The sequence below is a fragment of the Halioxenophilus aromaticivorans genome (assembly GCF_042850945.1).
In the GTDB taxonomy this organism is placed as follows: Bacteria; Pseudomonadota; Gammaproteobacteria; order Pseudomonadales; family Cellvibrionaceae; genus Halioxenophilus; species Halioxenophilus aromaticivorans.
Map to the genome: position 1 here is coordinate 3,682,303 of NZ_AP031496.1, position 20,044 is coordinate 3,702,346.

18 protein-coding genes are annotated in these 20,044 nt (G+C 50.5%); 5 read left to right on the forward strand and 13 right to left on the reverse strand.

The features are described 5' to 3' along the window. Nucleotides 1-432 precede the first annotated feature (432 nt). The 3 genes from prpC to ACGHM3_RS15855 form a co-directional block, all read right to left on the reverse strand. Nucleotides 433-1,575 (reverse strand): 2-methylcitrate synthase, encoded by a 1,143-nt coding sequence (prpC, locus tag ACGHM3_RS15845; protein ID WP_345427893.1) that lies wholly within the window; start codon nucleotides 1,573-1,575, stop codon nucleotides 433-435. A 93-nt stretch (nucleotides 1,576-1,668) separates the two neighbouring features. Next, on the reverse strand, nucleotides 1,669-2,559 hold the full coding sequence (gene prpB / locus ACGHM3_RS15850) for a methylisocitrate lyase (RefSeq protein WP_345427894.1): 891 nt from the start codon (nucleotides 2,557-2,559) through the stop codon (nucleotides 1,669-1,671). 5 nt (nucleotides 2,560-2,564) lie between these two features. Then, the gene (locus tag ACGHM3_RS15855; protein ID WP_345427895.1) at nucleotides 2,565-3,224 is read right to left on the reverse strand and encodes a GntR family transcriptional regulator; all 660 of its coding nucleotides are present in this window, start codon (nucleotides 3,222-3,224) and stop codon (nucleotides 2,565-2,567) included. A gap of 474 nt (nucleotides 3,225-3,698) precedes the next feature. Between ACGHM3_RS15855 and ACGHM3_RS15860 the strand changes: the two genes are divergently transcribed. From ACGHM3_RS15860 to ACGHM3_RS15870, 3 genes are all read left to right on the forward strand, one after another. Next, nucleotides 3,699-4,928, forward strand: a complete 1,230-nt coding sequence (locus ACGHM3_RS15860) for a multidrug effflux MFS transporter (RefSeq protein ID WP_345427896.1) — start codon at nucleotides 3,699-3,701, stop codon at nucleotides 4,926-4,928. Nucleotides 4,929-5,327: 399 nt separating this feature from the next. After that, nucleotides 5,328-6,536, forward strand: a complete 1,209-nt coding sequence (locus tag ACGHM3_RS15865; RefSeq protein ID WP_345427897.1) for a hypothetical protein — start codon at nucleotides 5,328-5,330, stop codon at nucleotides 6,534-6,536. Between the two features lie 18 nt (nucleotides 6,537-6,554). After that, nucleotides 6,555-6,989 carry a phosphate ABC transporter substrate-binding protein gene (locus ACGHM3_RS15870; protein ID WP_345427899.1) on the forward strand — a complete coding sequence of 145 codons (435 nt, stop codon included), beginning with the start codon at nucleotides 6,555-6,557 and terminating at the stop codon, nucleotides 6,987-6,989. 52 nt (nucleotides 6,990-7,041) lie between these two features. On the opposite strand, the gene truD is transcribed toward ACGHM3_RS15870, so the two are convergent. From truD to tilS, 8 genes are all read right to left on the reverse strand, one after another. Continuing rightward, the gene (gene truD, locus ACGHM3_RS15875) at nucleotides 7,042-8,046 is read right to left on the reverse strand and encodes a tRNA pseudouridine(13) synthase TruD (RefSeq protein ID WP_345427900.1); all 1,005 of its coding nucleotides are present in this window, start codon (nucleotides 8,044-8,046) and stop codon (nucleotides 7,042-7,044) included. After that, nucleotides 8,043-8,525 carry a 2-C-methyl-D-erythritol 2,4-cyclodiphosphate synthase gene (gene ispF / locus ACGHM3_RS15880; RefSeq protein ID WP_345427901.1) on the reverse strand — a complete coding sequence of 161 codons (483 nt, stop codon included), beginning with the start codon at nucleotides 8,523-8,525 and terminating at the stop codon, nucleotides 8,043-8,045. The genes truD and ispF overlap by 4 nt, the downstream gene beginning before the upstream one ends. Nucleotides 8,526-8,527: 2 nt before the next feature. After that, nucleotides 8,528-9,247, reverse strand: a complete 720-nt coding sequence (gene ispD, locus ACGHM3_RS15885) for a 2-C-methyl-D-erythritol 4-phosphate cytidylyltransferase (RefSeq protein ID WP_345427902.1) — start codon at nucleotides 9,245-9,247, stop codon at nucleotides 8,528-8,530. A 9-nt stretch (nucleotides 9,248-9,256) separates the two neighbouring features. Further along, on the reverse strand, nucleotides 9,257-9,544 hold the full coding sequence (locus tag ACGHM3_RS15890) for a septum formation initiator family protein (protein WP_345427904.1): 288 nt from the start codon (nucleotides 9,542-9,544) through the stop codon (nucleotides 9,257-9,259). 175 nt (nucleotides 9,545-9,719) lie between these two features. Beyond that, entirely contained in the window at nucleotides 9,720-11,012 is a 1,293-nt protein-coding gene (gene eno / locus ACGHM3_RS15895; RefSeq protein ID WP_345427905.1) for a phosphopyruvate hydratase, read from the reverse strand. Between the two features lie 152 nt (nucleotides 11,013-11,164). Further along, a complete protein-coding gene (gene kdsA, locus ACGHM3_RS15900; RefSeq protein WP_345427906.1) occupies nucleotides 11,165-12,016 on the reverse strand; it encodes a 3-deoxy-8-phosphooctulonate synthase in 852 nt (283 codons plus the stop codon). Between the two features lie 147 nt (nucleotides 12,017-12,163). Beyond that, entirely contained in the window at nucleotides 12,164-13,798 is a 1,635-nt protein-coding gene (locus tag ACGHM3_RS15905; protein WP_345427907.1) for a CTP synthase, read from the reverse strand. 251 nt (nucleotides 13,799-14,049) lie between these two features. Then, a complete protein-coding gene (gene tilS, locus ACGHM3_RS15910; protein ID WP_345427908.1) occupies nucleotides 14,050-15,375 on the reverse strand; it encodes a tRNA lysidine(34) synthetase TilS in 1,326 nt (441 codons plus the stop codon). Between the two features lie 96 nt (nucleotides 15,376-15,471). Between tilS and ACGHM3_RS15915 the strand changes: the two genes are divergently transcribed. After that, nucleotides 15,472-17,436 carry a prolyl oligopeptidase family serine peptidase gene (locus tag ACGHM3_RS15915; protein WP_345427909.1) on the forward strand — a complete coding sequence of 655 codons (1,965 nt, stop codon included), beginning with the start codon at nucleotides 15,472-15,474 and terminating at the stop codon, nucleotides 17,434-17,436. Between the two features lie 8 nt (nucleotides 17,437-17,444). Here the strand turns inward: ACGHM3_RS15915 and greB are convergent, their stop codons facing one another. Then, nucleotides 17,445-17,924 carry a transcription elongation factor GreB gene (gene greB, locus ACGHM3_RS15920; protein WP_345427911.1) on the reverse strand — a complete coding sequence of 160 codons (480 nt, stop codon included), beginning with the start codon at nucleotides 17,922-17,924 and terminating at the stop codon, nucleotides 17,445-17,447. A gap of 140 nt (nucleotides 17,925-18,064) precedes the next feature. On the opposite strand from greB, the gene ACGHM3_RS15925 reads away from it, so the two are divergent. Next, nucleotides 18,065-18,673 carry a flavin reductase family protein gene (locus ACGHM3_RS15925; protein ID WP_345427912.1) on the forward strand — a complete coding sequence of 203 codons (609 nt, stop codon included), beginning with the start codon at nucleotides 18,065-18,067 and terminating at the stop codon, nucleotides 18,671-18,673. 39 nt (nucleotides 18,674-18,712) lie between these two features. Here the strand turns inward: ACGHM3_RS15925 and ACGHM3_RS15930 are convergent, their stop codons facing one another. Next, nucleotides 18,713-19,993, reverse strand: coding sequence for an HD-GYP domain-containing protein (locus ACGHM3_RS15930; protein WP_345427913.1), 1,281 nt, complete (start codon nucleotides 19,991-19,993; stop codon nucleotides 18,713-18,715). Between the last annotated feature and the right edge of the window lie 51 nt (nucleotides 19,994-20,044).

Sequence of the window (20,044 nt, forward strand, 5' to 3'; positions counted from 1 at the left end):
TCAGGTGAGTGTACGGTTTAAAATAATACGCTAGCACCACATAAAGATAAGTGATGCAGCCAAAACCAACTTGCTACAGACTCACTGCAACGATGGCTAATACTTTGGTTTATTTAGACTTTTTTGTTACTGGCAATCATCCTGGCGACATATTGACTGTGTTGCTGAACAATAAGAATCTACGCCAGCCGCAATTAACAGTAAAAAGTAACGGCTAGAAGTAACAGCAACAAGCAAAACTCATTAGCAATAACAGTCAGCGCTTGCGCAGGTTTTAGGAAACGCCTATCGGCATACGTACAAAGGCTGACTTAAAACAACGATTAAGGGCGGCAACTTCTATTCATCACAATATAGTAATCAGTACTCAGTAATCGATGTTTGCGGTAATGCCGCCCCAGGATGAACCGGGCGGCATACCACTGCTCGCAATTAACGCTGTGCGATTGGCGTAACCTTACGTAGATCTTCACCGGTGTATTCGGCCGATGGACGAATAATTCGGTTGTCGGCGCGCTGCTCCATTACGTGAGCAGCCCAACCGGTTAAACGCGACATCACAAAGATTGGCGTAAACAACTTGGTGGGAATACCCATAAAATGGTAGGCAGATGCGTGGAAGAAATCTGCGTTACAGAATAGTTTTTTCTCGCGCCACATAACTTCTTCGCAACGAACAGATACCGGGTAAAGGGTGGTATCACCAACATCGGCGGCCAGTTTTTCGGACCAAGCTTTAATAATTTCGTTACGAGGATCACTGGTAGAATAAATCGCGTGGCCGAAGCCCATGATTTTTTCTTTTCGCTCCAGCTTGCCCATCATCTCGCGTTCTGCTTCTTCGGCAGAAGTCCAGTTTTCGATCATGTCCATGGCCGCTTCGTTGGCGCCACCGTGCAGTGGGCCACGCAGAGAACCAATGGCGGCAGTAATACAGCTGTGGATGTCGGATAGCGTAGATGCACACACCCGAGCGGTGAAAGTTGACGCATTAAATTCATGCTCGGCGTACAGAATAAGCGACACGTTCATAACGCGTTCGTGCAGCTCATTGGGCTTTTCGCCACGCAACATATGCAGGAAATGCGCACCGATGGAATCGTCGTCGGTTTCGGTTTCAACTTTAACGCCGTCGTGGCTATAACGATACCAATAGCAAATTATGGATGGGAAAGCCGCCACCATTCGATCGGTGCATTCCATTTCTTGAGGAAATTCACCCATAACGGAGGTATCTTCTTGCTCCAAATTACCCAACATAGAACAGCCGGTACGCATAACGTCCATTGGGTGAGCATCTTTAGGAATTCGCTCCAACACTTCTTTTAGCGCCGCCGGCAAGCCGCGCATACGTTTTAATTGATTTTTATAGGCATCCAACTCGGCTTGGTTTGGTAATTTCCCTTTTAAAATTAAATAGGCAACTTCTTCAAACTCACAGTTTTCGGCTAGGTCTTTTACATCGTAGCCACGGTACGTTAAGCCAGAACCAGAAACCCCAACGGTAGACAAAGCAGTTTTACCTGCAACCTGGCCACGTAGCCCCGCGCCTTCTAGTTTTTTACCTTCTGCCATGGTTTTACCCCTTTTAAATTTGCACTTTAATTAATAATGGTGAAAACGTTTTATTAGCGACAATAAGAACAACCGCCCTAACAGTGCTCAGGCTTATTTATTTTTACCCTGAGCAAACAACTCATCCAGCTTGCGTTCGTAGTCGTGATAACCAAGGTAATCGTAGAGTTCCATGCGAGTTTGCATCATGTCAACCACCGCCCGTTGATCTCCATCCTTAAGGATGGCTCTGTAAACGGTTTCAGCCGCTTTATTCATCGCCCGGAAGGCGGAAAGTGGGTACAACACCATGGCGGCTCCCCACTCACCCAATTCTTTTCGATTCCATAACTCCGTTTGTCCAAATTCGGTGATGTTGGCTAGGATCGGAACATTTAGCGCCTCAGAGAAAGCTCGGTAGTGCTCTTCAGTTTTTACCGCCTCTGCAAAAATGCCATCTGCGCCAGCCTCTACGTAGGCCTGAGCACGTTCTATCGCGGCATCCAAGCCCTCTTGTGCAAACGCATCGGTACGAGCCATTAAAAAGAAGTCTGGGTCGGTCTTCGCATCTACCGCGGCTTTAATTCGATCAGCCATTTCTGCGGTGGAAACGATTTCTTTATTAGGTCTGTGGCCACAACGCTTTTGGGCCACCTGGTCTTCTATGTGAACCGCCGCGGCACCCGCTTTAATCATGTCTTTTACTGTTTTGGCGATATTAAAAGCACCACCCCAACCAGTATCGATATCCACCAACAACGGCAAGCTGGAGGCGGCTGTGATGCGCTGAACATCAACAATGACATCGTTTAGGGAAGTCATACCAAGATCTGGCAGACCATAGGAGGCGTTGGCAACACCGCCGCCGGACAAATAAATAGCTTGGTGGCCAATTTGCTCCGCCATCATCGCGGCGTAAGGATTAATGGTGCCAACAATCTGTAACGGTTTATTTTCTTCTAACGCTTTGCGAAAGCGTGCTCCGGGCGATTGCAATGTTGCCATAGTGATTAGCTCTTTAGTTGTTTTTCAATGTTTTCACGAGCGCGAACGATATGCTTACGCATAATCAGCTCTGCCAACTCTTCGTCTCTCTGCTCTAGCGCCAGCACCAAGTGCTGGTGCTCTTTAAATGCGTTGTGCGAACGTGAGGGTTGTAGGGCCGCTTGATAACGGTACATTCGTATTAAGTAGTACAGCTCTTCACACAAGGTATGAATCAGCATTTGATTACCACTGCTTTGAATGACTTGGTAATGAAAATCTATGTCGACATCAGCTTGCAGATAAGCACCACCGCTGGTCGCCATGTGCTTCTGGGCCAAATCCAACAAGTGCTTAAGTTTATCGACGCCCTCGTCGGTAATATTGCGTGCCGCCAGTGCCGCGGCCTTACCTTCTAGGGCTTCTCGGATGTGATATATCTCTATGACCTGGGGGAGTTCTAGGGTGGTGACTCGCACCCCACCCCGAGGTACATACTTTACCAACTTCATGCTCTCCAGGCGGCGAATCGCCTCCCTTAGAGGGCCTCGGCTGATGCTGTACTCTTTGGCTAACTTGGGCTCACTCAGCTTGGTCCCGGGCTTTATCTCGCCACAGACGATGGCGTTTCTCAACGTCTCCGTGATGTGGCTGCCCAGTGTATTCTCAGTTGCGCCAATGGCCATAGTGTTTTGCCTGCTCCGCGAGCTTGATGCTCTTTTAGATAACGCTAAACAAGGCGGTAACCTACCGCTTACGTCCAGTGCAGCGTCGGTGTCAGTAATCGGCTTAGGGTAGATGTCCACGCGGCTATGCGCTAATGGGAACCTTATCTGCAGGACTCATTCTGTCGACAAATAGCCCAGCCATAAGCAAATAACGGCGTGAATTATAGTGAAAGGAAAGTTTTTTGTCTACAGATCAGAGCCATGACCTTGGTCTAGTAGGGCTTATCGAGGGTGGGAATTGAGAAATTGTCGACAACCGGAAGCCGTGCCCCTCGACAGACGCTATAGAACCGGCTGTGTAATCGTATTCATTTAACGACTTATGATCGGTTTTTGGTTAGAATCCATATCGATTGACACTATCAACTATATTACGCAATGAGGACGTAACAGTTATTCCGCTGACTGCGCCCTTCAGCAACTAACCATGACATGAACGATACTGAGGAGTTGTCCTTGCAACCCACCGGCAAGACCTATTTTTTCATTGCAGCCCTTCTGGCTGGCACCATTGCATTGGCTCCCTTTGCCCTGGATACGTATCTCCCCGCCTTTCCTGAAATGGCACAAGCCCTGAGTACCAGCGTCCACGATATCTCGCTGACCATTGGCGTTTACGTTTTCTTCTTGGCATTGGGACAATTGGTTGGCGGCCCCCTAGCAGATCAATTTGGACGTTCCCGCATTATGATTGGCGGCGTGGCGGTGTTTGCCATTGCCAGCATGGTGATGAGTTATGTAACGACGTTTTCCGATTTGATGATCGCCAGAGTATTTCAGGCGCTTGGAGGCGGCTTAGCCACCGTATGCGTATCCGCCATTGTTAGGGATCGGTTTTCTGGCAAAGAGGCTGCGCGCTTTTTTAGCACCATTGGCCTCATTATGATTTTAGCGCCAGCGGTTGCTCCCTCCCTGGGCAGCATTTTGTTGGAGATGTTTGGCTGGCGGTCCATATTTATTTTTCTGACCGTCTATGCTTTGGTGCTCATCCCTTTAATATCACTGGGTTTATTTGGCAACGCACCTAAATTCGTGCCACAACCTTCTACCGGATCTTTGTTGCAAAAGTACAAGGCAGTACTGCAAACCACATCCGCCATGCCGTATTTATTTATACAAACCATGTCATTTGCGGTGATGCTAAGCTTTTTAGGCCACGCTTCGTTTATATATCAAGAGCATTTTGGCGCCAGCACAACGCTATTTCCAATTCTGCTGGGGTGTAACGTGGCGCTCATGATTATTATGAATTTATGTAATCGGGTTGCCCTGAACAAGCACGACCCAGACACCATTATGCGCTGGGCATTGATTGCACAGTGTTTAGGAGTAACTGCGCTATTGGCCGTGGTTTTATTTTCCCCCTCGCTAACTTTATTTTTACCCGCCATGGTCATAACCATTGGCACAATGGGTGCCTCAACCCCCAATTGCCAAGCTTGCTTTATGGAGTATTTCGACACCCTAAGTGGAACTGCGGCGGCGGTTTTGGGCGCCAGTCAATTTGCACTGGCTGCACTGATCACATCAGTGGCGACGATTCTATTACCTGAATCGCTCTTTTATATCGTTGCGGTGCAAGCTATTTGTGCTTACGTCAGTTTAATCCTGGCATTACGCTTTGCTAAAATGCCTAGCCCTGCTACCAGCGCCAATCACTAAATAATTGTGTGGGGTGAACTGCCGTATTCCGGCAGTTCACATACCGCCGGGAAAATACTATAAAAATAGACCGGACAAACCCCCTCCCACAACCGAACAACCCACCTCGTTTTGTTTAATAAAATACTATTTTTGTTCGAATAGTTCACATCCTACTTGCCTTCAGTCGAATCTGTACTATTTCTTTTAGTTGTTTCAAACATAAAATAATCATTGCGAATGACATTAATCGAGTCGCCCTAGCGGCTACTGTTTCACAGATTTAATGATCGCAGGGAGGCAACAATGAATTTAACCGCCCAAGAAAATATTCACAGCAAACAAATAACGTTATTTGGTCTTTAACCAGTAATTGCACAGACGCATCCCGCTGATGTCACTCCACACACAGGTTTAAGTATGAAAAAACACAATCGCCTAGTCGGATTAGGCCTAGTTGTAGCTTTGGCGCAGACTGCCAACGCTGCCGACGTACGATTAAACGGATTTATGTCCGTTGGTGCTGGCAAACTATTAAACTCTGGCACTAGCCGCGACCACTTAAGCACGTTACTTTTAGCTGGCGTAGAAACCGGCGGCGGGGAATCCCCAGCGACCTACACCGCAGATGCAGCCACCCAGGGCATCTATAATGAGGATTTAAGTTTCCGCCCGGACTCCAACTACGGCTTACAAATCACCGCCGCCCTCGGTGATGGCCTATCCGCCACTGGCCAAATTACTGGTAACGGCGGTGAAAACTTTGATGCGGTAGTTTCCTGGGCCTACCTAAGCTACACCTTTAACGACAATTACACACTTATGGTAGGCCGACAACGGATGCCATTATTTTACTACTCCGATTTTATTGATGTTGGCTACGCCTATCATTGGATTCGCCCACCCACCACACTCGCGGCGAGTGAAGGCGACACTATTGAGGGAATTAAGCTACGCGGAACGTGGTTAGCCGGCGACTGGGATATTTCGTCCGATATCTACTACGGTGCATCCAAACAGGAAATCAACCGCGGAGGCAGTCAATACACGGTGGAGTCGGTGGACACCGGTGGTTTTGCTTTAAAAGCCAGCAATGGCACGATTACCTTACGTGCCAGCATGTTGGATTCCAGCGCGATCATCAGCGGCAACCCATTAGTCCAAGCGTTTAATCAGGGTACGCGAGACAATCCCTTGCAAAATACCTTTTACGGATTAGCGGCCCATATAAACATCGCCAACGCTTTTGTGGTCTCTGAATGGACCCGCAACGACAACAAGGAAAATTATTTAGCGCTATTTGAAGTGAGTGGCTCTGAAGACACCACAGGCTGGTACATTTCCGCGGGCGCCCGTTTTGGTAAAGTTACACCTCATATCACCTACGGCGAAAACGAGTCTAACTACAAAGGTGAAACACTGCTTGGGGAAAGCCAATTTACCGGGGGTTTCAGCTCCGTCACCATTGGTCTGCGCTGGGATTTTCACAGCAGTGCCGCCTTTAAAATGGAATACGAAACTCGCTCCGATGATAGCGACGATTACTTCCAGAACTCGGCAGGCGGATTTGGCTACGGCGACGGCTACGAGGCTGACTTAATTTCGTTTTCTTTCGACGCAATTTTCTAACCAGAGGAGTAAAACATTATGCCATTCGTTTCACTCCATCGTTTCATTGCTTGCCTATTGCTAACCACGTTTTTCTGTGTGTCAGGTTGGGCACAAGCCGGCGTTGTGGTCATTGTGCACCCAAGCAACGCCAATGCATTGTCAGCCACGGATATTTCCAGGCTTTTTTTAGGTAAGAAGCGCTCTTTCCCTGACGGCAATGAAGCTATCCCGATAGATCAATCAGATAGCTCACCAATCCGCGCGGCGTTCACCGAAACCGTGCTTAAGAAAAACGAGCAGCAGATTAAATCCTACTGGGCCCAGCAACTGTTTACGGGTAAAGGCACTCCACCTAAAGCCGTGGGTAATTCTTCCGAAGTTAAAAAGTTGGTGGCGAGCAACCCGGCCTTAATTGGCTATGTTGATTCGGCTGAGGTTGATGACTCTGTGAAAGTGGTTGCGGAGTTTTAGCGAGCCACAGGCTGGCCTGCTTTGGCATCGCCAGCCTGCGCTGCTGCCACGGCTAACCGTGGCGATTTAACTCTCGATAATTAAACAGTTCTCGCAATACTGCCGTGGCAAATTGGCCCGGCGGCAACTGAAAGCTCAATTCCAGTGCGTCGTCTTGCCAGCGCCAGCTCAAATTTGCCGGCATCAGCACCAACGGCCTGCGCTCTTGCTTTAAGCCTTGGTGTTCCAAGGCATCGCACCACACTGAATATTCTTCCACCAACGCTTGTTCTAACAATAGAGCGTCATCTTGGCTCGCTAAACGCCCCCTCCCCCACATTGGTCCGCTGGGATAGTCGCTGTCTAATACGTCTCCAGGTATCGCTTGCTGCCAATTACTCAGAACAACACGTTTAGCAAGCATTACGTTAAACAAATAAGAACGTGCCGCCGACAGCACAAAGCTTTTCTGCTTACGGTTTTTTATCCGCTTGCCATCTTGGAACCAGGCTTGGGCCTGGACAAGGTTTTCGCCACTGATGCCAAATCGTTGTTCGCCAAAATAGTTAGGCACTCCCTGATATTTTATGGCTGATAATCGCTGCTCCAGATCTGCTTGGGCTGCATTTTTATCGATGTCGCGAATGACAATAATAAATCGATTGCCTAGGTGATCACCGCGCCGCAGTTTTTTATGGTGTCGTGCTGCTTTTAGTATTTTGTAATTTGGGGAGTTGAAACCGGACCAGTCCATTTTAGCTTGGCCAGGCAACTGCACACTGAACCATTGCTGGGTGACGGCATAGCGATCTTTTAAACCCGCTAGGCCCACCGCCGAGACATCAACGTTACAATACTCAGCCAATAGGCGAGCCACCCAATGGGAGTTCTCGCCGTCTTTTTCCACCAGCACATAATGGTGCTCGCCCTCGTTGGAAAAACTTTCAGGGAAAATTTCCTGTACAACAAAATCAGCGTTGGCGGCTTTTAAAATACCGCTCCATTCCGGCTTGCCAAGTGCATAGGGAAAATCGAGGGAAAATTGAGACTCTGTCTCTTGCGGTACCGAATGCGTCATGGCGAGTAAGCCGGCATCAGCAACACTGTCGCCAACGCGGCTATGCCTTCTTTTCGGCCGGTGAAACCGAGTTTTTCGGTGGTTGTGGCTTTAACGTTGATGTTATCCACGGATGTTTTTAAATCCATCGCAATCGCCTCACGCATGGACTCTATGTAAGGCGCCATTTTGGGCGCTTGGGCGACGATGGTTAAATCTGCATTGCCAATGACCCAGAGTTTTTTAGTCACCTTGGCGTAAACCAACCGTAACAACTCCCGGCTGTTCGCGTTACTGTACTGTGGGTCGGTGTCTGGAAAGTGTTTGCCGATATCACCCAACGCCGCAGCGCCCAAAAGTGCATCCGTTAGCGCGTGTAGAAGTACATCGCCGTCGGAATGGGCCACGAGGCCTTGGTGGTGGGGGATTACCACGCCACCAATAACAATTTTATCCCCCGGCCCAAAGGCGTGGACATCGAACCCCTGCCCAAGTCTCATACTTACTCCAATAAATTTGACTGACTTGCCAATATCAATTGTGCCAAGGCCAAGTCATCCGGTGTGGTTATCTTTAAATTATCGGTGCGGCCAACCACCAAACGCGGCTGAACCCCCAGATGCTCCAGCGCACTGGCCTCATCGGTTACGATAAAACCATCGCCACTGGCGTTTTGCAACGCGTTGAGTAATTCTCCGTAGCGAAACATCTGCGGCGTCTGAGCCGCCCAGGTGCGCTTACGATCCACGGTTTTATCGATGTCTGCGGGTTCTCTCGGCGAGGCATATTTCAAGGTGTCAGCCACCGGTACCGCCAGAATCCCACCCACTGGGTGATCGTGGAGTTCATCAATCATTCGGTTAATGGAGGCTGGCTGAACACAGGGTCGGGCGGCGTCGTGCACCAGCACCCAATCGTTCGATTGCGCCAGCCCCTGCAAGGCACCTAGGCCTGCGAGCACGGAATCTGCCCGTTCTGCGCCACCACCGGTGGTCACGATTTGCGGGTGCTGGCTGATGGCTAGTTGCGGCCAGTGAGGGTCGTGCTCAGCTACGGCGACAACCACTTTTCGAACGCGCTGCACCGCCAGTAGCTTACGCAGGGTCCACTCAATAACGGTGGCATTGTGCAAAGGGAGATACTGTTTGGGGATATCGGCGGCCATACGCGAACCAATGCCCGCCGCGGGAACCACAGCCCAGATACTTTGAGATGACGACATAGGGAGAATTTAACGGGAAGCGGAGCGGGAATCTACCACTAAATAGAAGGTTTCACCCTCTTGAATCATACCCATATCTTCACGGGCCAATTCTTCGATACCGCCCAACCCTTTGCTGAGATGGGCAATTTCGATCTCTAGGGTTTTATTGCGCTTAGCATCGTGGCTATTGATCAATTGTTGGCGCTCTAGGCTGCGCTCCAGCCGTGCGATCTCGGCCAAGCTGCCATCTCCCACCCAGAGGCGCGCCTGCAATAACACAAGCAATACGACCAAACTGGCAAACATCCATTTCATGGGGCGGGTACAGCCTCGAATAATTCAGAGATTGCTTAAGTGTAAGCCTAAATTAACAAAACCCCAAAAAAAGGGGCTTTGATTGTTCGGTTTTGTTAACCAGTCCACCACCCGAAGATTTACCCAGGTGGTGAGCTGGCAGCCCGGAAAAGCTACCAGCTTATTTGGCTAAAACTTAGGCTTTGAACTCTGCCATGCCTTTGTAAGGCGCAGTGTCGGTGCCCAGCTCAGCTTCAATGCGCAGCAGACGGTTGTACTTGGCAACACGGTCGGAGCGGCATAAAGAACCGGTTTTGATTTGGCCCGCAGCAGTGGCAACCGCCAAATCGGCAATGGTGGTGTCTTCGGTTTCGCCAGAGCGGTGTGAAATCACTGCGGTGTAGCCGGCGTCCTTGGCCATTTGGATGGCGTCCAGGGTTTCAGACAGTGAGCCAATCTGGTTGAACTTGATCAAAATGGAGTTACCAACGCCCTTTTCGATGCCTTCTTTAAGGATCTTAGTGTTGGTAACGAACAAATCGTCCCCCACCAATTGCACTTTTTCACCCAACTTTTCAGTTTGGTACTTCCAGCCATTCCAATCGGACTCGTCTTGGCCGTCTTCGATGGAGATGATGGGATATTGGTCACATAGCTCAGCCAAGAAATCAGTGAAGCCTTCGGAGCTGTATACTTTGCCCTCACCGGATAGATCGTACTTACCATCTTTGTAGAACTCAGATGAGGCACAGTCCAGTGCCAGGGTGACGTCAGTGCCCAATGCGTAGCCAGCGGCTTCAGTGGCTTCTTTGATTACCGCTAATGCATCTGCGTTGGAAGCTAGATTCGGGGCAAAGCCGCCTTCATCACCCACGGCGGTGTTTAGACCTTTGGCAGTCAATACTTTTTTCAGCGAGTGAAAGATCTCTGCGCCCACCTGCAATGCTTCACCGAAGCTTTTGGCACCCACTGGCTGCACCATAAACTCTTGGATATCGACATTGTTATCGGCGTGCTCACCACCGTTAATAATGTTCATCATAGGAACCGGCATGCTGTACTGGCCGGAAGTGCCGTTGATGTCAGCGATGTGCGCGTATAGTGGGATACCCTTGTCAGCGGCAGCAGCTTTAGCAGCCGCCAGAGACACTGCCAAAATGGCGTTAGCACCCAGGGTGGCTTTGTTGTCGGTGCCGTCGGCTTTGATCATGGCGTCATCTAGGGCGCGCTGATCGGCCACGTCCATGCCAACCAATAACTCTTTGATAGTGGTGTTGATATTGGCAACGGCTTTTAAAACACCCTTACCCAGGTAACGGCTTTTGTCGCCATCGCGCAGTTCCAGTGCCTCACGCGAACCGGTAGAAGCACCAGACGGCGCACAAGCGGTCCCTACCACACCAGATTCTAAGATTACATCGGCATTCACCGTTGGGTTGCCGCGCGAATCAAGCACTTCAAACGCTTTGATATCAACAATTTTGGTCATTCAATCGCTCCGAGCCTATCGTTATGTGAAAAGAAAATGACACGGCCCCACCCTATCCCTAGAGCGGGCCGACAGCAGTTTGGGCATTCTACTGAAATTTGCCTAGCTTTGCCGAGCTTTTACTACCCAAAACCGAGCAGGTATGGCGTTAATCAGCCAATGGTCAGTTCATGCTGGCTTTTCAGCAAATCGTCGAATGCTTTCATTTGTGCAAGGAAGGGTTCTAACATGCTCAGTGGCAAGGCACTGGGACCATCGCACTTGGCTTGATCCGGGTTGGGGTGAGCCTCGAGGAACAAACCGGCAATGCCTACGGCTACGCCTGCGCGCGCCAGTTCTGCCACCTGCTCTCTGCGGCCGCCGGATGCCGCTCCTAGCGGATCGCGACATTGCAACGCATGGGTAACATCAAACAGCAAGGGGGCGCCGTCACTGGTTTGCTTCATGGTTCTAAAGCCCAGCATATCAACCACAAGGTTGTCGTAGCCAAAGCAGGTACCACGCTCACACAGCAATATTTTATCGTTGCCGCATTCGCGGAATTTTTCGACGATGTTTTTCATCTGCCCAGGGGAAATAAACTGCGGCTTTTTAATGTTGATCACCGCCTGGGTATCAGCCATAGCCTTCACCAGATCCGTCTGCCGAGCCAAAAACGCCGGCAACTGAATAACGTCGACGACGTCTGCCGCGGGCTGACATTGTTCAATCTCGTGCACATCGGTGATGATTGGCACATTAAAAGTTGATTTGATTTCTTGGAAGATTTTAAGGCCTTCGTCTAAGCCTGGGCCACGAAAAGAGTGGATTGAGGAGCGGTTGGCCTTATCAAAGGAGGCCTTGAACACATAGGGAATACCGAGTTTTTGGGTAACCCGGCAGTAGTGCTCGGCCACTTGCATGGCCATGTCGCGGCTTTCCAGCACGTTCATGCCGGCAAACAAAACCATCGGCAGGTGGTTACCAACGGCGATGTCGCCGACGTTTACGGTGCGGTTATTCATAAAATACCTTTGCAATCAGGGGCAGATAAGACTGCGATCTATCCTCGCCACATTCGCTGCCCGAAATCATTGAATTTGCGAGGAAGATAAATTAAAGCTGTTTAGTGCATGCATAGAAACGGCAGCACTGCCGTTTCTGTGCAACAACTAGCTGGTCACTTTGCGGCGCGCCAGAGCGGCCAGTATGTAGCTAGTGAAAAGCGGGTGACCATCACGGGGTGTGGAAGTAAACTCAGGGTGGAATTGACACGCCACAAACCAAGGGTGATCTTCCAATTCAACCATTTCAACCAGGGTGTCATCTGCAGACCAACCGCACACTTTTAACCCGGCTTTTTGCAAGCCATCCACTAAATTGTTGTTGACCTCATAACGGTGGCGATGGCGCTCAACGATAACGTCGCTACCATAGATGTCTCGGCCTTTACTGCCTTCGACCAAGCGGCATTCTTGCGCGCCCAATCGCATGGTACCGCCCAAATCTGAGGATTCGTCGCGGGTTTCGCGCTTGCCAGAGGCTGCATCCAACCACTCTGTGATCAGACCGATCACCGGATGCTTGGTGTTGCGATCAAATTCGGTGCTGTTGGCGTCACTCCAACCCACAACATTGCGGGCAAACTCGATAACCGCAGATTGCATTCCCAAACAAATTCCCAGGTATGGAATTTTGCTCTCGCGGGCGTATTGAACCGCAGTGAGCTTGCCTTCCAAACCACGCTCGCCAAAACCGCCGGGCACCAAAATAGCGTCTGCTTCTTTTAACAACTCGACGCCTTTTTCTTCCACATCTTCGGCGTTGATATATTGAATTTTGACTTTGGTTTTGGTGTGAATGCCGGCGTGGGTCAGGGATTCGATCAAGGATTTATAGGCGTCGGGCAGCTCCATGTACTTACCCACCATGGCCACGGTAACTTCGTTCACCGGGTTGAGCTTGCCATCCACCACGGCATCCCACTCGGATAAATCCGGTGGCGGCGCATCCATTTTAAAGTTATCCAACACAATCTGATCCAAGCCGTATTCCATCAAAATACGAGGAATGGCGTAGATGGTACGGGCATCGGCCAGGGGCACTACGGCACGCTCTTCAACGTTGGTAAACAGTGCAATCTTTTTGCGTGAATCCGCATCCACTTCTACCTCGGAGCGGCACAGCAGAATTTCGGGTTGAATACCAATGGAACGCAGCTCTTTAACTGAGTGCTGGGTGGGCTTGGTTTTGGTTTCGCCGGCGGTAGCAATATAAGGCACCAGAGTCAGGTGCATTAGCTGGGCTCGGTCGCGACCCAATTCAACTTTAAGCTGACGCACGGATTCCAGGAACGGCTGCGACTCAATGTCACCCACGGTACCGCCAATTTCGACAATGGCGATATCGTAATCTTTACCGCCCTCTAATATGCGGCGTTTGATCTCGTTGGTGATGTGCGGAATCACCTGCACCGTACCGCCTAAATAATCACCACGGCGCTCTTTACGCAGTACGGTTTCATAAACACGGCCGGTGGTGAAGTTGTTGCGGCGAGTCATACGGGTGCGCAAAAAGCGCTCGTAATGGCCAAGATCTAAGTCGGTCTCGGCACCGTCGTCGGTAACGAAAACTTCACCGTGCTGAAACGGGCTCATAGTACCCGGATCAACGTTAATGTAAGGGTCCAGTTTGAGAATGGTGACTTTTAAGCCACGCGATTCTAGGATTGCGGCCAGTGATGCCGAAGCAATGCCCTTACCCAGCGATGAAACCACACCGCCGGTTACAAAAATAAAACGCGTCATCCAATGCCCTGTAGCGCTATCGGTTAATAGGTGTCTGGCAACAAAGGTAAATTACAATCAATTGCCTGCGGTTGTTTATCAGGAAATGGAGTAGATAAGCCATTGTTGGGGCCGGTATGACACGGGTATAGCGTGAACCATTAAAGCGATTGCTAGCACCAAGGCGGGGACTTCCACCCTCCTCAAGATGGGTCGCCAGGGTACCAGATTCACCCCCTGTGCTCAATTACTTCTGTGGTATTGAATGGCCCTCAGCGGTCTACCAATGGCTGCCAAACCAAGCGCATACCGGCGCCACTTTGATCCGTGGTAGCGCCCGTTTCCACCCAAACATCAGCCACCGCTTTTAAGCTCTGCTGTTGATAGACCAGTGGCACGCTGTGCCTTAACCAGGGCTCGAGTTGGTGTTCTTGCAATAGCTTTTTTAAGGCCTGGCTGTGTCCCCGACCGGCTGGCTTCGACCGCATTCCCGGCTGCCTCGGGCGAATACACAACGGCTGGCCATCCCAATTCAACTGCCCGCCTGGCTCAAGGGAAAGGCGACAGACGCTGTCGATCACCAAGGGCGACTGGCCATCCCAGTTAACCTCTTGGTTTAGGTGCTCCGGCAACCCAGGCAAAAGGTAAATGCGTCCACGGTAGGCACTGCATGCACCACCACGCCAACGCACCAGGGCGCCATTGCCATCTTGCACTTCGGTCGCCAGGATCTGATCTTCGATTTGCAGCCAGTGACTGTGAGCGGGCACGGTAATCCCGTTAGCAATGCACAGGTGCCGAATGATGTTGGCTTGCCTAGCGCCACTGAGCGCAACCAACTCCGCTCGGCACATGCTCACCCCCAAACGCTCTTGCCGAACTGAGAGACGTTGGCAATCGATCTGCGCCAAATCTGCCATGAGTGTTTCGGTGTCTCGGCACAGCTCCGCTGTCCTCGCCATGGCCTGCCGAGCATTCGGCCAGCGTTGCTCGATACTAGGAATAACTGTATGTCGCAGGAAGTTACGATCGAAATCGACCTGGGCGTTACTGGGGTCGTCCACCCAACTTAATTGCTGCTGTTCGGCATAGTGTTTGATCACGGCCTGATCTACCCCGAGCCAAGGGCGATACAAAGTGCCTTCACCCAGCTGGCGTTGCATTGCCATTGCTCCCAAGCCTTTAGGCCCGGCGCCGCGCACCAGCCTGAACAATAACGTCTCTTGTTGATCGTTTTGATGATGGGCAAGGAATAGAATTGCCCCCGGGGTCATTTGCTGACGAAAAAAACGGTGCCTGACGCGGCGGGCAGCATCCTCTATGCCTGCCCCCTGGTTTGCAACCTGAGCGTGGTGACAGACCAGCTCCACACCAAGACGTCGTGTTACCTGCTGACAATGCGCCAACCAGTGATCCGCCTGTGGCGACAGACCGTGATGCACGTGCAGCGCTTGAATACGCTGACGCTCCACCAACTGCGTTACTACGTGTAGCAGCACAGTAGAATCCAAACCACCACTGAAACCTACCTTCACCGGTGTATTATTTGGCAATGTATTTAAAACCGACTGGATTGGTTGGATTAAAGCATCGGACATTGGAAGTATATTTGCCTACCATGAGTTGCCGCCAAGTTTACCACGGGCTAACCTTGGCGTTCTTATTACCAAAAGAATATTTTGAAGATGCATTCAATGCCTTACGGGAGCTGGCCCTCACAAATCAGCGCTCAACAACTGGTTGCCCAAAGCCTACGCTTGGCTGAGCCGCGCCTGGCTGGTGATTATTTATTTTGGCTAGAAACACGGCCAGAAGAAAAAGGCCGCAACTGCATTGTGCGCTGCAAACCCGGTGGCGCTCCAGAGGATGTATTACAAGCCCCGCTTAGTGCTCGATCAAAAGTGAACGAATACGGCGGAGGCAGTTTTTGTGTCTTCCAAAATACCGTCTTTTTTGTGTTAGCAGACGACCAACGAATTTATCGCTTGGACCTAGCCGCTAAAAAACCCTGGTTGCCCGTCGTCATTACCCCCGAGGCCGATTTTCGCTTTGGAGACTTACATTACGATAGCAAACGCCACCGCCTATTAGCGGTGTGCGAGGATCATTCCTTAGAAGGCCAAGAACCCAAAGCAAGAATTGTCAGTATCGATGCCGACGGCCGTGACAGCTTCACTCTGGTTGAGGGCAGCGATTTTTATTCATCGCCGAGAGTGTCTCCCTGCGGTCAATTTTTTAGTTGGTTGAGCTGGGAACACCCTGCCATGCCCTGGGCGAGCAACAGTTGTTTTGCGGCCAACCTTAACGAACAAGGTGTGGTGTGTGAACGCATCGCCGTGGCCGGCGCCGCTGCCAATCAAAAAGCCCAGGCGATTTTTCAACCCCAATGGTCCAAAGATTCGGAATTGTATTTAGTATCCGATGTCGACGATTGGTGGCGCCTGTACAAGGTGAACAACGACGGCGACTCACCACCAGAATTACAACCCGTATTAAGCTCTCCTCCTCCCATGGCGGAATTTGGTATGCCGCACTGGGTATTTGGGCAACAAACCTGGGGATTTTTGGATCAAGACACAATCATTGCCAGCTTCACTCGCAATGGTTTCGGCCATCTTTGCATTGCCAATATCAGCGAAGGCACTTGGCAAGAAATTAACACCCCGTGGACAGACTTCGGTGCAGTTTGCGCCGCCAACGGCGCCGCTGCAGTATTGGCAGGCAGTTACTGTGAGCCGACACAACTCGCTTATTGGCATACCAACAAAGATCACTCCCACGGCGAATGGTGCCGCGTTACAGACACAGAATCTGGTTTAGATGCCTGTACTTTAAGCGAACCCGAGGCCATTAGCTTTGGGCCAATCCTCGAACTTGCCCACGCTTTTTACTACCCCCCGCACAATGGTACCCATTGTGGCCCAGGTGACGAACGCCCACCGTTAATTGTACTTGCTCACGGTGGCCCCACGTCACAAACCACCACCGCACTCAACATTAAGATTCAATATTGGTGTTCACGCGGCTTTGCAGTGGTGGACGTTAATTATCGAGGCAGTACTGGTTATGGCCGACAATATCGCCAAGCCCTAGATACGAAATGGGGCGTAAGCGATGTGGAAGACGTTTGCAGAGCCGCACAGTATTTAGTTGACCGTAACCTAGCCGACCCGCAACGCTTAGCCATTAAAGGCGGTAGCGCCGGCGGCTATACCGTGCTGGCTGCGCTAACTTTCACCGACACATTTAAAGCCGGCGCCAGCTTGTATGGCATCGGTGATTTAGAAACCTTAGTGCTGGATACCCACAAATTTGAATCTCGTTATGTTGACTCATTGGTAGGCCCCTACCCGGAAGCAAAACCGCTATACCATCAACGCTCCCCTCTGTATCACGTCGATCAATTAAATTGTCCAGTGATATTTTTTCAAGGCGCCGAAGATAAGGTGGTGCCGCCAAATCAAGCCCAAGCTATGGTGGCTGCGTTAGACCAAAAAACCCTACAGGTGGCCTATGTGGAATTTGCCGGTGAAGGCCACGGATTTAGGCAGGCTGAAAATATCGTGTGTGCCATTGAAAGCGAATTGTATTTTTACAGCCAAATTTTTGGCTTTGAAATCCAAGATAAAATAACCCCCGTTAACATCAAAAACTTCTAGGGCGGCGTTTACTCCGCCGTTGGATAGTCAATGGCGTTGATATACCAAGTGGTGGTGCCGGCTTCCGTGGTAACGTCGGCTTCGTCGTCCACGGATTTTTTAATCAAAGCGCGGGCCATGGGCGAATCAATGGAGATATAATCTTTGCGATTGAATATTTCGTCGTATCCCACAATACGAAAGCGCTTAGTTTCACCGGTTTCACTTTCCACCTCCACCCAGGCACCAAAGAAAACCTTTCCTTCTTGATCTGGGTGGTAGCGCACCACTTTTAACTTATCGATACTTTTGCGTAAATAGCGCACGCGCCGGTCGATTTCGCGCAGGCGTTTTTTATTGTATTGGTAATCCGCATTCTCACTGCGATCGCCCAGACTAGCCGCCCAGCTCACCTTTTGGGTGACCTCCGGGCGCTCTACTCGCCAAAGATGATCCAACTCATCTTTCAGTTGTTGTAGGCCCTGCTCGGTAATTAACGGTGTTGGCAACGGTTACGCCCTCAAATACAATCGATCACTATGTTTTCTTCAAAAATGGCTCGGCCGCGTTGTGCAACAAGACCGTCCCAAACTATTGAGCGCATAATAACGTATGCCGAACACAATCCAAAAGCACCGGATAACTACTTATGATTAAACACCTTGCCGAGCTATCCCCCAATAAGCGTTACCGCCTAATTACCCAATGCTTAGTGCCGCGCCCGGTTGCCTGGGTTCTCACCGGCAATGCCGATGACAGCTATAACCTAGCGCCCTTTTCCTATTTTGGTGGTGTCGCCAGTGACCCGCCACTGCTGATGTTATCCATTGGCAAGAAACCCGATGGCAGTGACAAGGACACACGCAAAAATATCGCCGAGCGCGGTGATTTTGTTGTCCATATTCCCACCGGCCCGGAGGCTGAAATCGTCACTGCAACGTCGGCAAGCCTAGATTACGGCCAGTCGGAAGTAAGCGCACAAGCACTGGAAACCGAGACCTTCGGCGATTTTAGTCTGCCGAGATTGAAGGCAGCGAAAATCGCGTTTGCATGCAGCCGCTATCGCCTGGAGGAGATTACCCCCAGCCAAGCGATGATATTAGGCGAGATAAAAACAATTTATGTTGCCGACGATATAGCCTCGGAAACCGACGGCAAAGTGATGGTCGACACCCAAAAACTCAATCCGCTATCTCGCCTTGGTGGCAATGATTACGGGCTTTTGGGTGAGATTAAAGACGTGCCACGCCCCAAATAATAGGGCCAGCAAACGATGGTGATAGCAGCGCCGATAGACCTAAAACATCTGTGCAGCGTCTTTGGCGCCGGGCTGCACCAGTTTGCCCTTGGCCTGATACTCGCGCACGCTAATACCAAAAGCACCATCGACATGGGCATTACGAATTAAAAATTCTTTGCCCAGTTTGCCTCTTTGCACCAGCGATAAATCGATCAATTGCTCTTCTATGGGCTGCTTTAATTCATCGCACAATACGATGATTTTGGGCAAATGCTTAAAGCTTGGATTAGCCTCAATAACTAAGCCTGCTTGGCCGTTCACAAGCTCTACCACGGTGCCTGGCGGATATAAGCCCACGGTTTGGATAAATTGATCCACCAAATCGGAATCAAAGTGTTTGCCGCGGGAATCGTACATGATCTTTAACGCCTCGGTGGGCGACATAGAAGGCTTATAACAACGCTCCGCAGTCATTGCATCGAAGGCATCTACAATGGAAATAATCATTGCCGTACGGCTGATTTCATTGCCTTTAAGCCCTCGCGGGTAGCCTGAACCGTCCACTCGCTCATGGTGACACCAGGCTGCCTCTACTGCCCGGGCCGAATCCGACCCCGCGGCCATTAACAGATCGCGGCCGATCTCGGTATGGCTTTTAATAATATTAAATTCGTCGTCGGTGAGCTTGCCGGGTTTGTTTAGTACTTCGTCGGGCACCTTCATTTTGCCGACGTCGTGCAACAAGCCGCACACGCCCAGCTCAAACAGTTCTTTTCCTTCATAGCCCAATTGCCGGCCAAATGCGATGGCCATGATGCAGACATTTAAGCAATGCTCACTGGTGTACTCGTCTCGGCTACGGATTTTGGACAACCATAGCAAGGCATCTGGATTGCGAATGACACTGCCGACGCAGTCGTTAACCACGTCCTTAGCTTTGTCTGTGTCGATTAGCGAGGTAAGGCGAATTTCGTCTAGGATGGAGCGGGTAATGCTGCGCGCTTGTTTGTAAACACCAGAAATTCGTTGGTTTTCTTCAGTACTGCTGGTTTGGTTTTTTATTACCCGTGGTTTTGGCCTAGGTTTGATGGTTTCTTTTTGCTCTCGCCCAGACCAAGTCTCTTCAACGCCATCTACCCACACGTGTTGGCAGTATTTAGCGACCGTCTGTATCTCATCCATGGTATTGACCCGAAACCCCTGCATCATAAAGGGTGTTCCCAGCCAATCCCGATCAAGCTCACTAATCCACATGCCGATCTGAAGATCGGCCACAGGAATCTTTTTTGTTGTGCGCTCGGAAACGAAGCGTCCGCTGCCAGATGAATTGGATGACATAAACTCGACTAAACCAATGTTCCCCAGTTGCCCCAAATAACGGGCAACTAA

Excerpts from the sequence above, each read along its gene's own strand:
- kdsA (WP_345427906.1), bottom strand. The coding sequence starts at position 12,016 with ATGAATAACCGCACCGTAAACGTCGGCGACATCGCCGTTGGTAACCAC.
- ACGHM3_RS15925 (WP_345427912.1), top strand. The coding sequence starts at position 18,065 with ATGATTAAACACCTTGCCGAGCTATCCCCCAATAAGCGTTACCGCCTA.
- ACGHM3_RS15905 (WP_345427907.1), bottom strand. The coding sequence starts at position 13,798 with ATGACGCGTTTTATTTTTGTAACCGGCGGTGTGGTTTCATCGCTGGGT.
- eno (WP_345427905.1), bottom strand. The coding sequence starts at position 11,012 with ATGACCAAAATTGTTGATATCAAAGCGTTTGAAGTGCTTGATTCGCGC.
- tilS (WP_345427908.1), bottom strand. The coding sequence starts at position 15,375 with ATGTCCGATGCTTTAATCCAACCAATCCAGTCGGTTTTAAATACATTG.
- ACGHM3_RS15930 (WP_345427913.1), bottom strand. The coding sequence starts at position 19,993 with ATGTCATCCAATTCATCTGGCAGCGGACGCTTCGTTTCCGAGCGCACA.
- ispD (WP_345427902.1), bottom strand. The coding sequence starts at position 9,247 with ATGTCGTCATCTCAAAGTATCTGGGCTGTGGTTCCCGCGGCGGGCATT.
- prpB (WP_345427894.1), bottom strand. The coding sequence starts at position 2,559 with ATGGCAACATTGCAATCGCCCGGAGCACGCTTTCGCAAAGCGTTAGAA.
- prpC (WP_345427893.1), bottom strand. The coding sequence starts at position 1,575 with ATGGCAGAAGGTAAAAAACTAGAAGGCGCGGGGCTACGTGGCCAGGTT.
- ACGHM3_RS15870 (WP_345427899.1), top strand. The coding sequence starts at position 6,555 with ATGCCATTCGTTTCACTCCATCGTTTCATTGCTTGCCTATTGCTAACC.
- ACGHM3_RS15860 (WP_345427896.1), top strand. The coding sequence starts at position 3,699 with ATGAACGATACTGAGGAGTTGTCCTTGCAACCCACCGGCAAGACCTAT.
- ACGHM3_RS15890 (WP_345427904.1), bottom strand. The coding sequence starts at position 9,544 with ATGAAATGGATGTTTGCCAGTTTGGTCGTATTGCTTGTGTTATTGCAG.
- ACGHM3_RS15865 (WP_345427897.1), top strand. The coding sequence starts at position 5,328 with ATGAAAAAACACAATCGCCTAGTCGGATTAGGCCTAGTTGTAGCTTTG.
- ispF (WP_345427901.1), bottom strand. The coding sequence starts at position 8,525 with ATGAGACTTGGGCAGGGGTTCGATGTCCACGCCTTTGGGCCGGGGGAT.
- truD (WP_345427900.1), bottom strand. The coding sequence starts at position 8,046 with ATGACGCATTCGGTACCGCAAGAGACAGAGTCTCAATTTTCCCTCGAT.
- ACGHM3_RS15855 (WP_345427895.1), bottom strand. The coding sequence starts at position 3,224 with ATGGCCATTGGCGCAACTGAGAATACACTGGGCAGCCACATCACGGAG.
- ACGHM3_RS15915 (WP_345427909.1), top strand. The coding sequence starts at position 15,472 with ATGCCTTACGGGAGCTGGCCCTCACAAATCAGCGCTCAACAACTGGTT.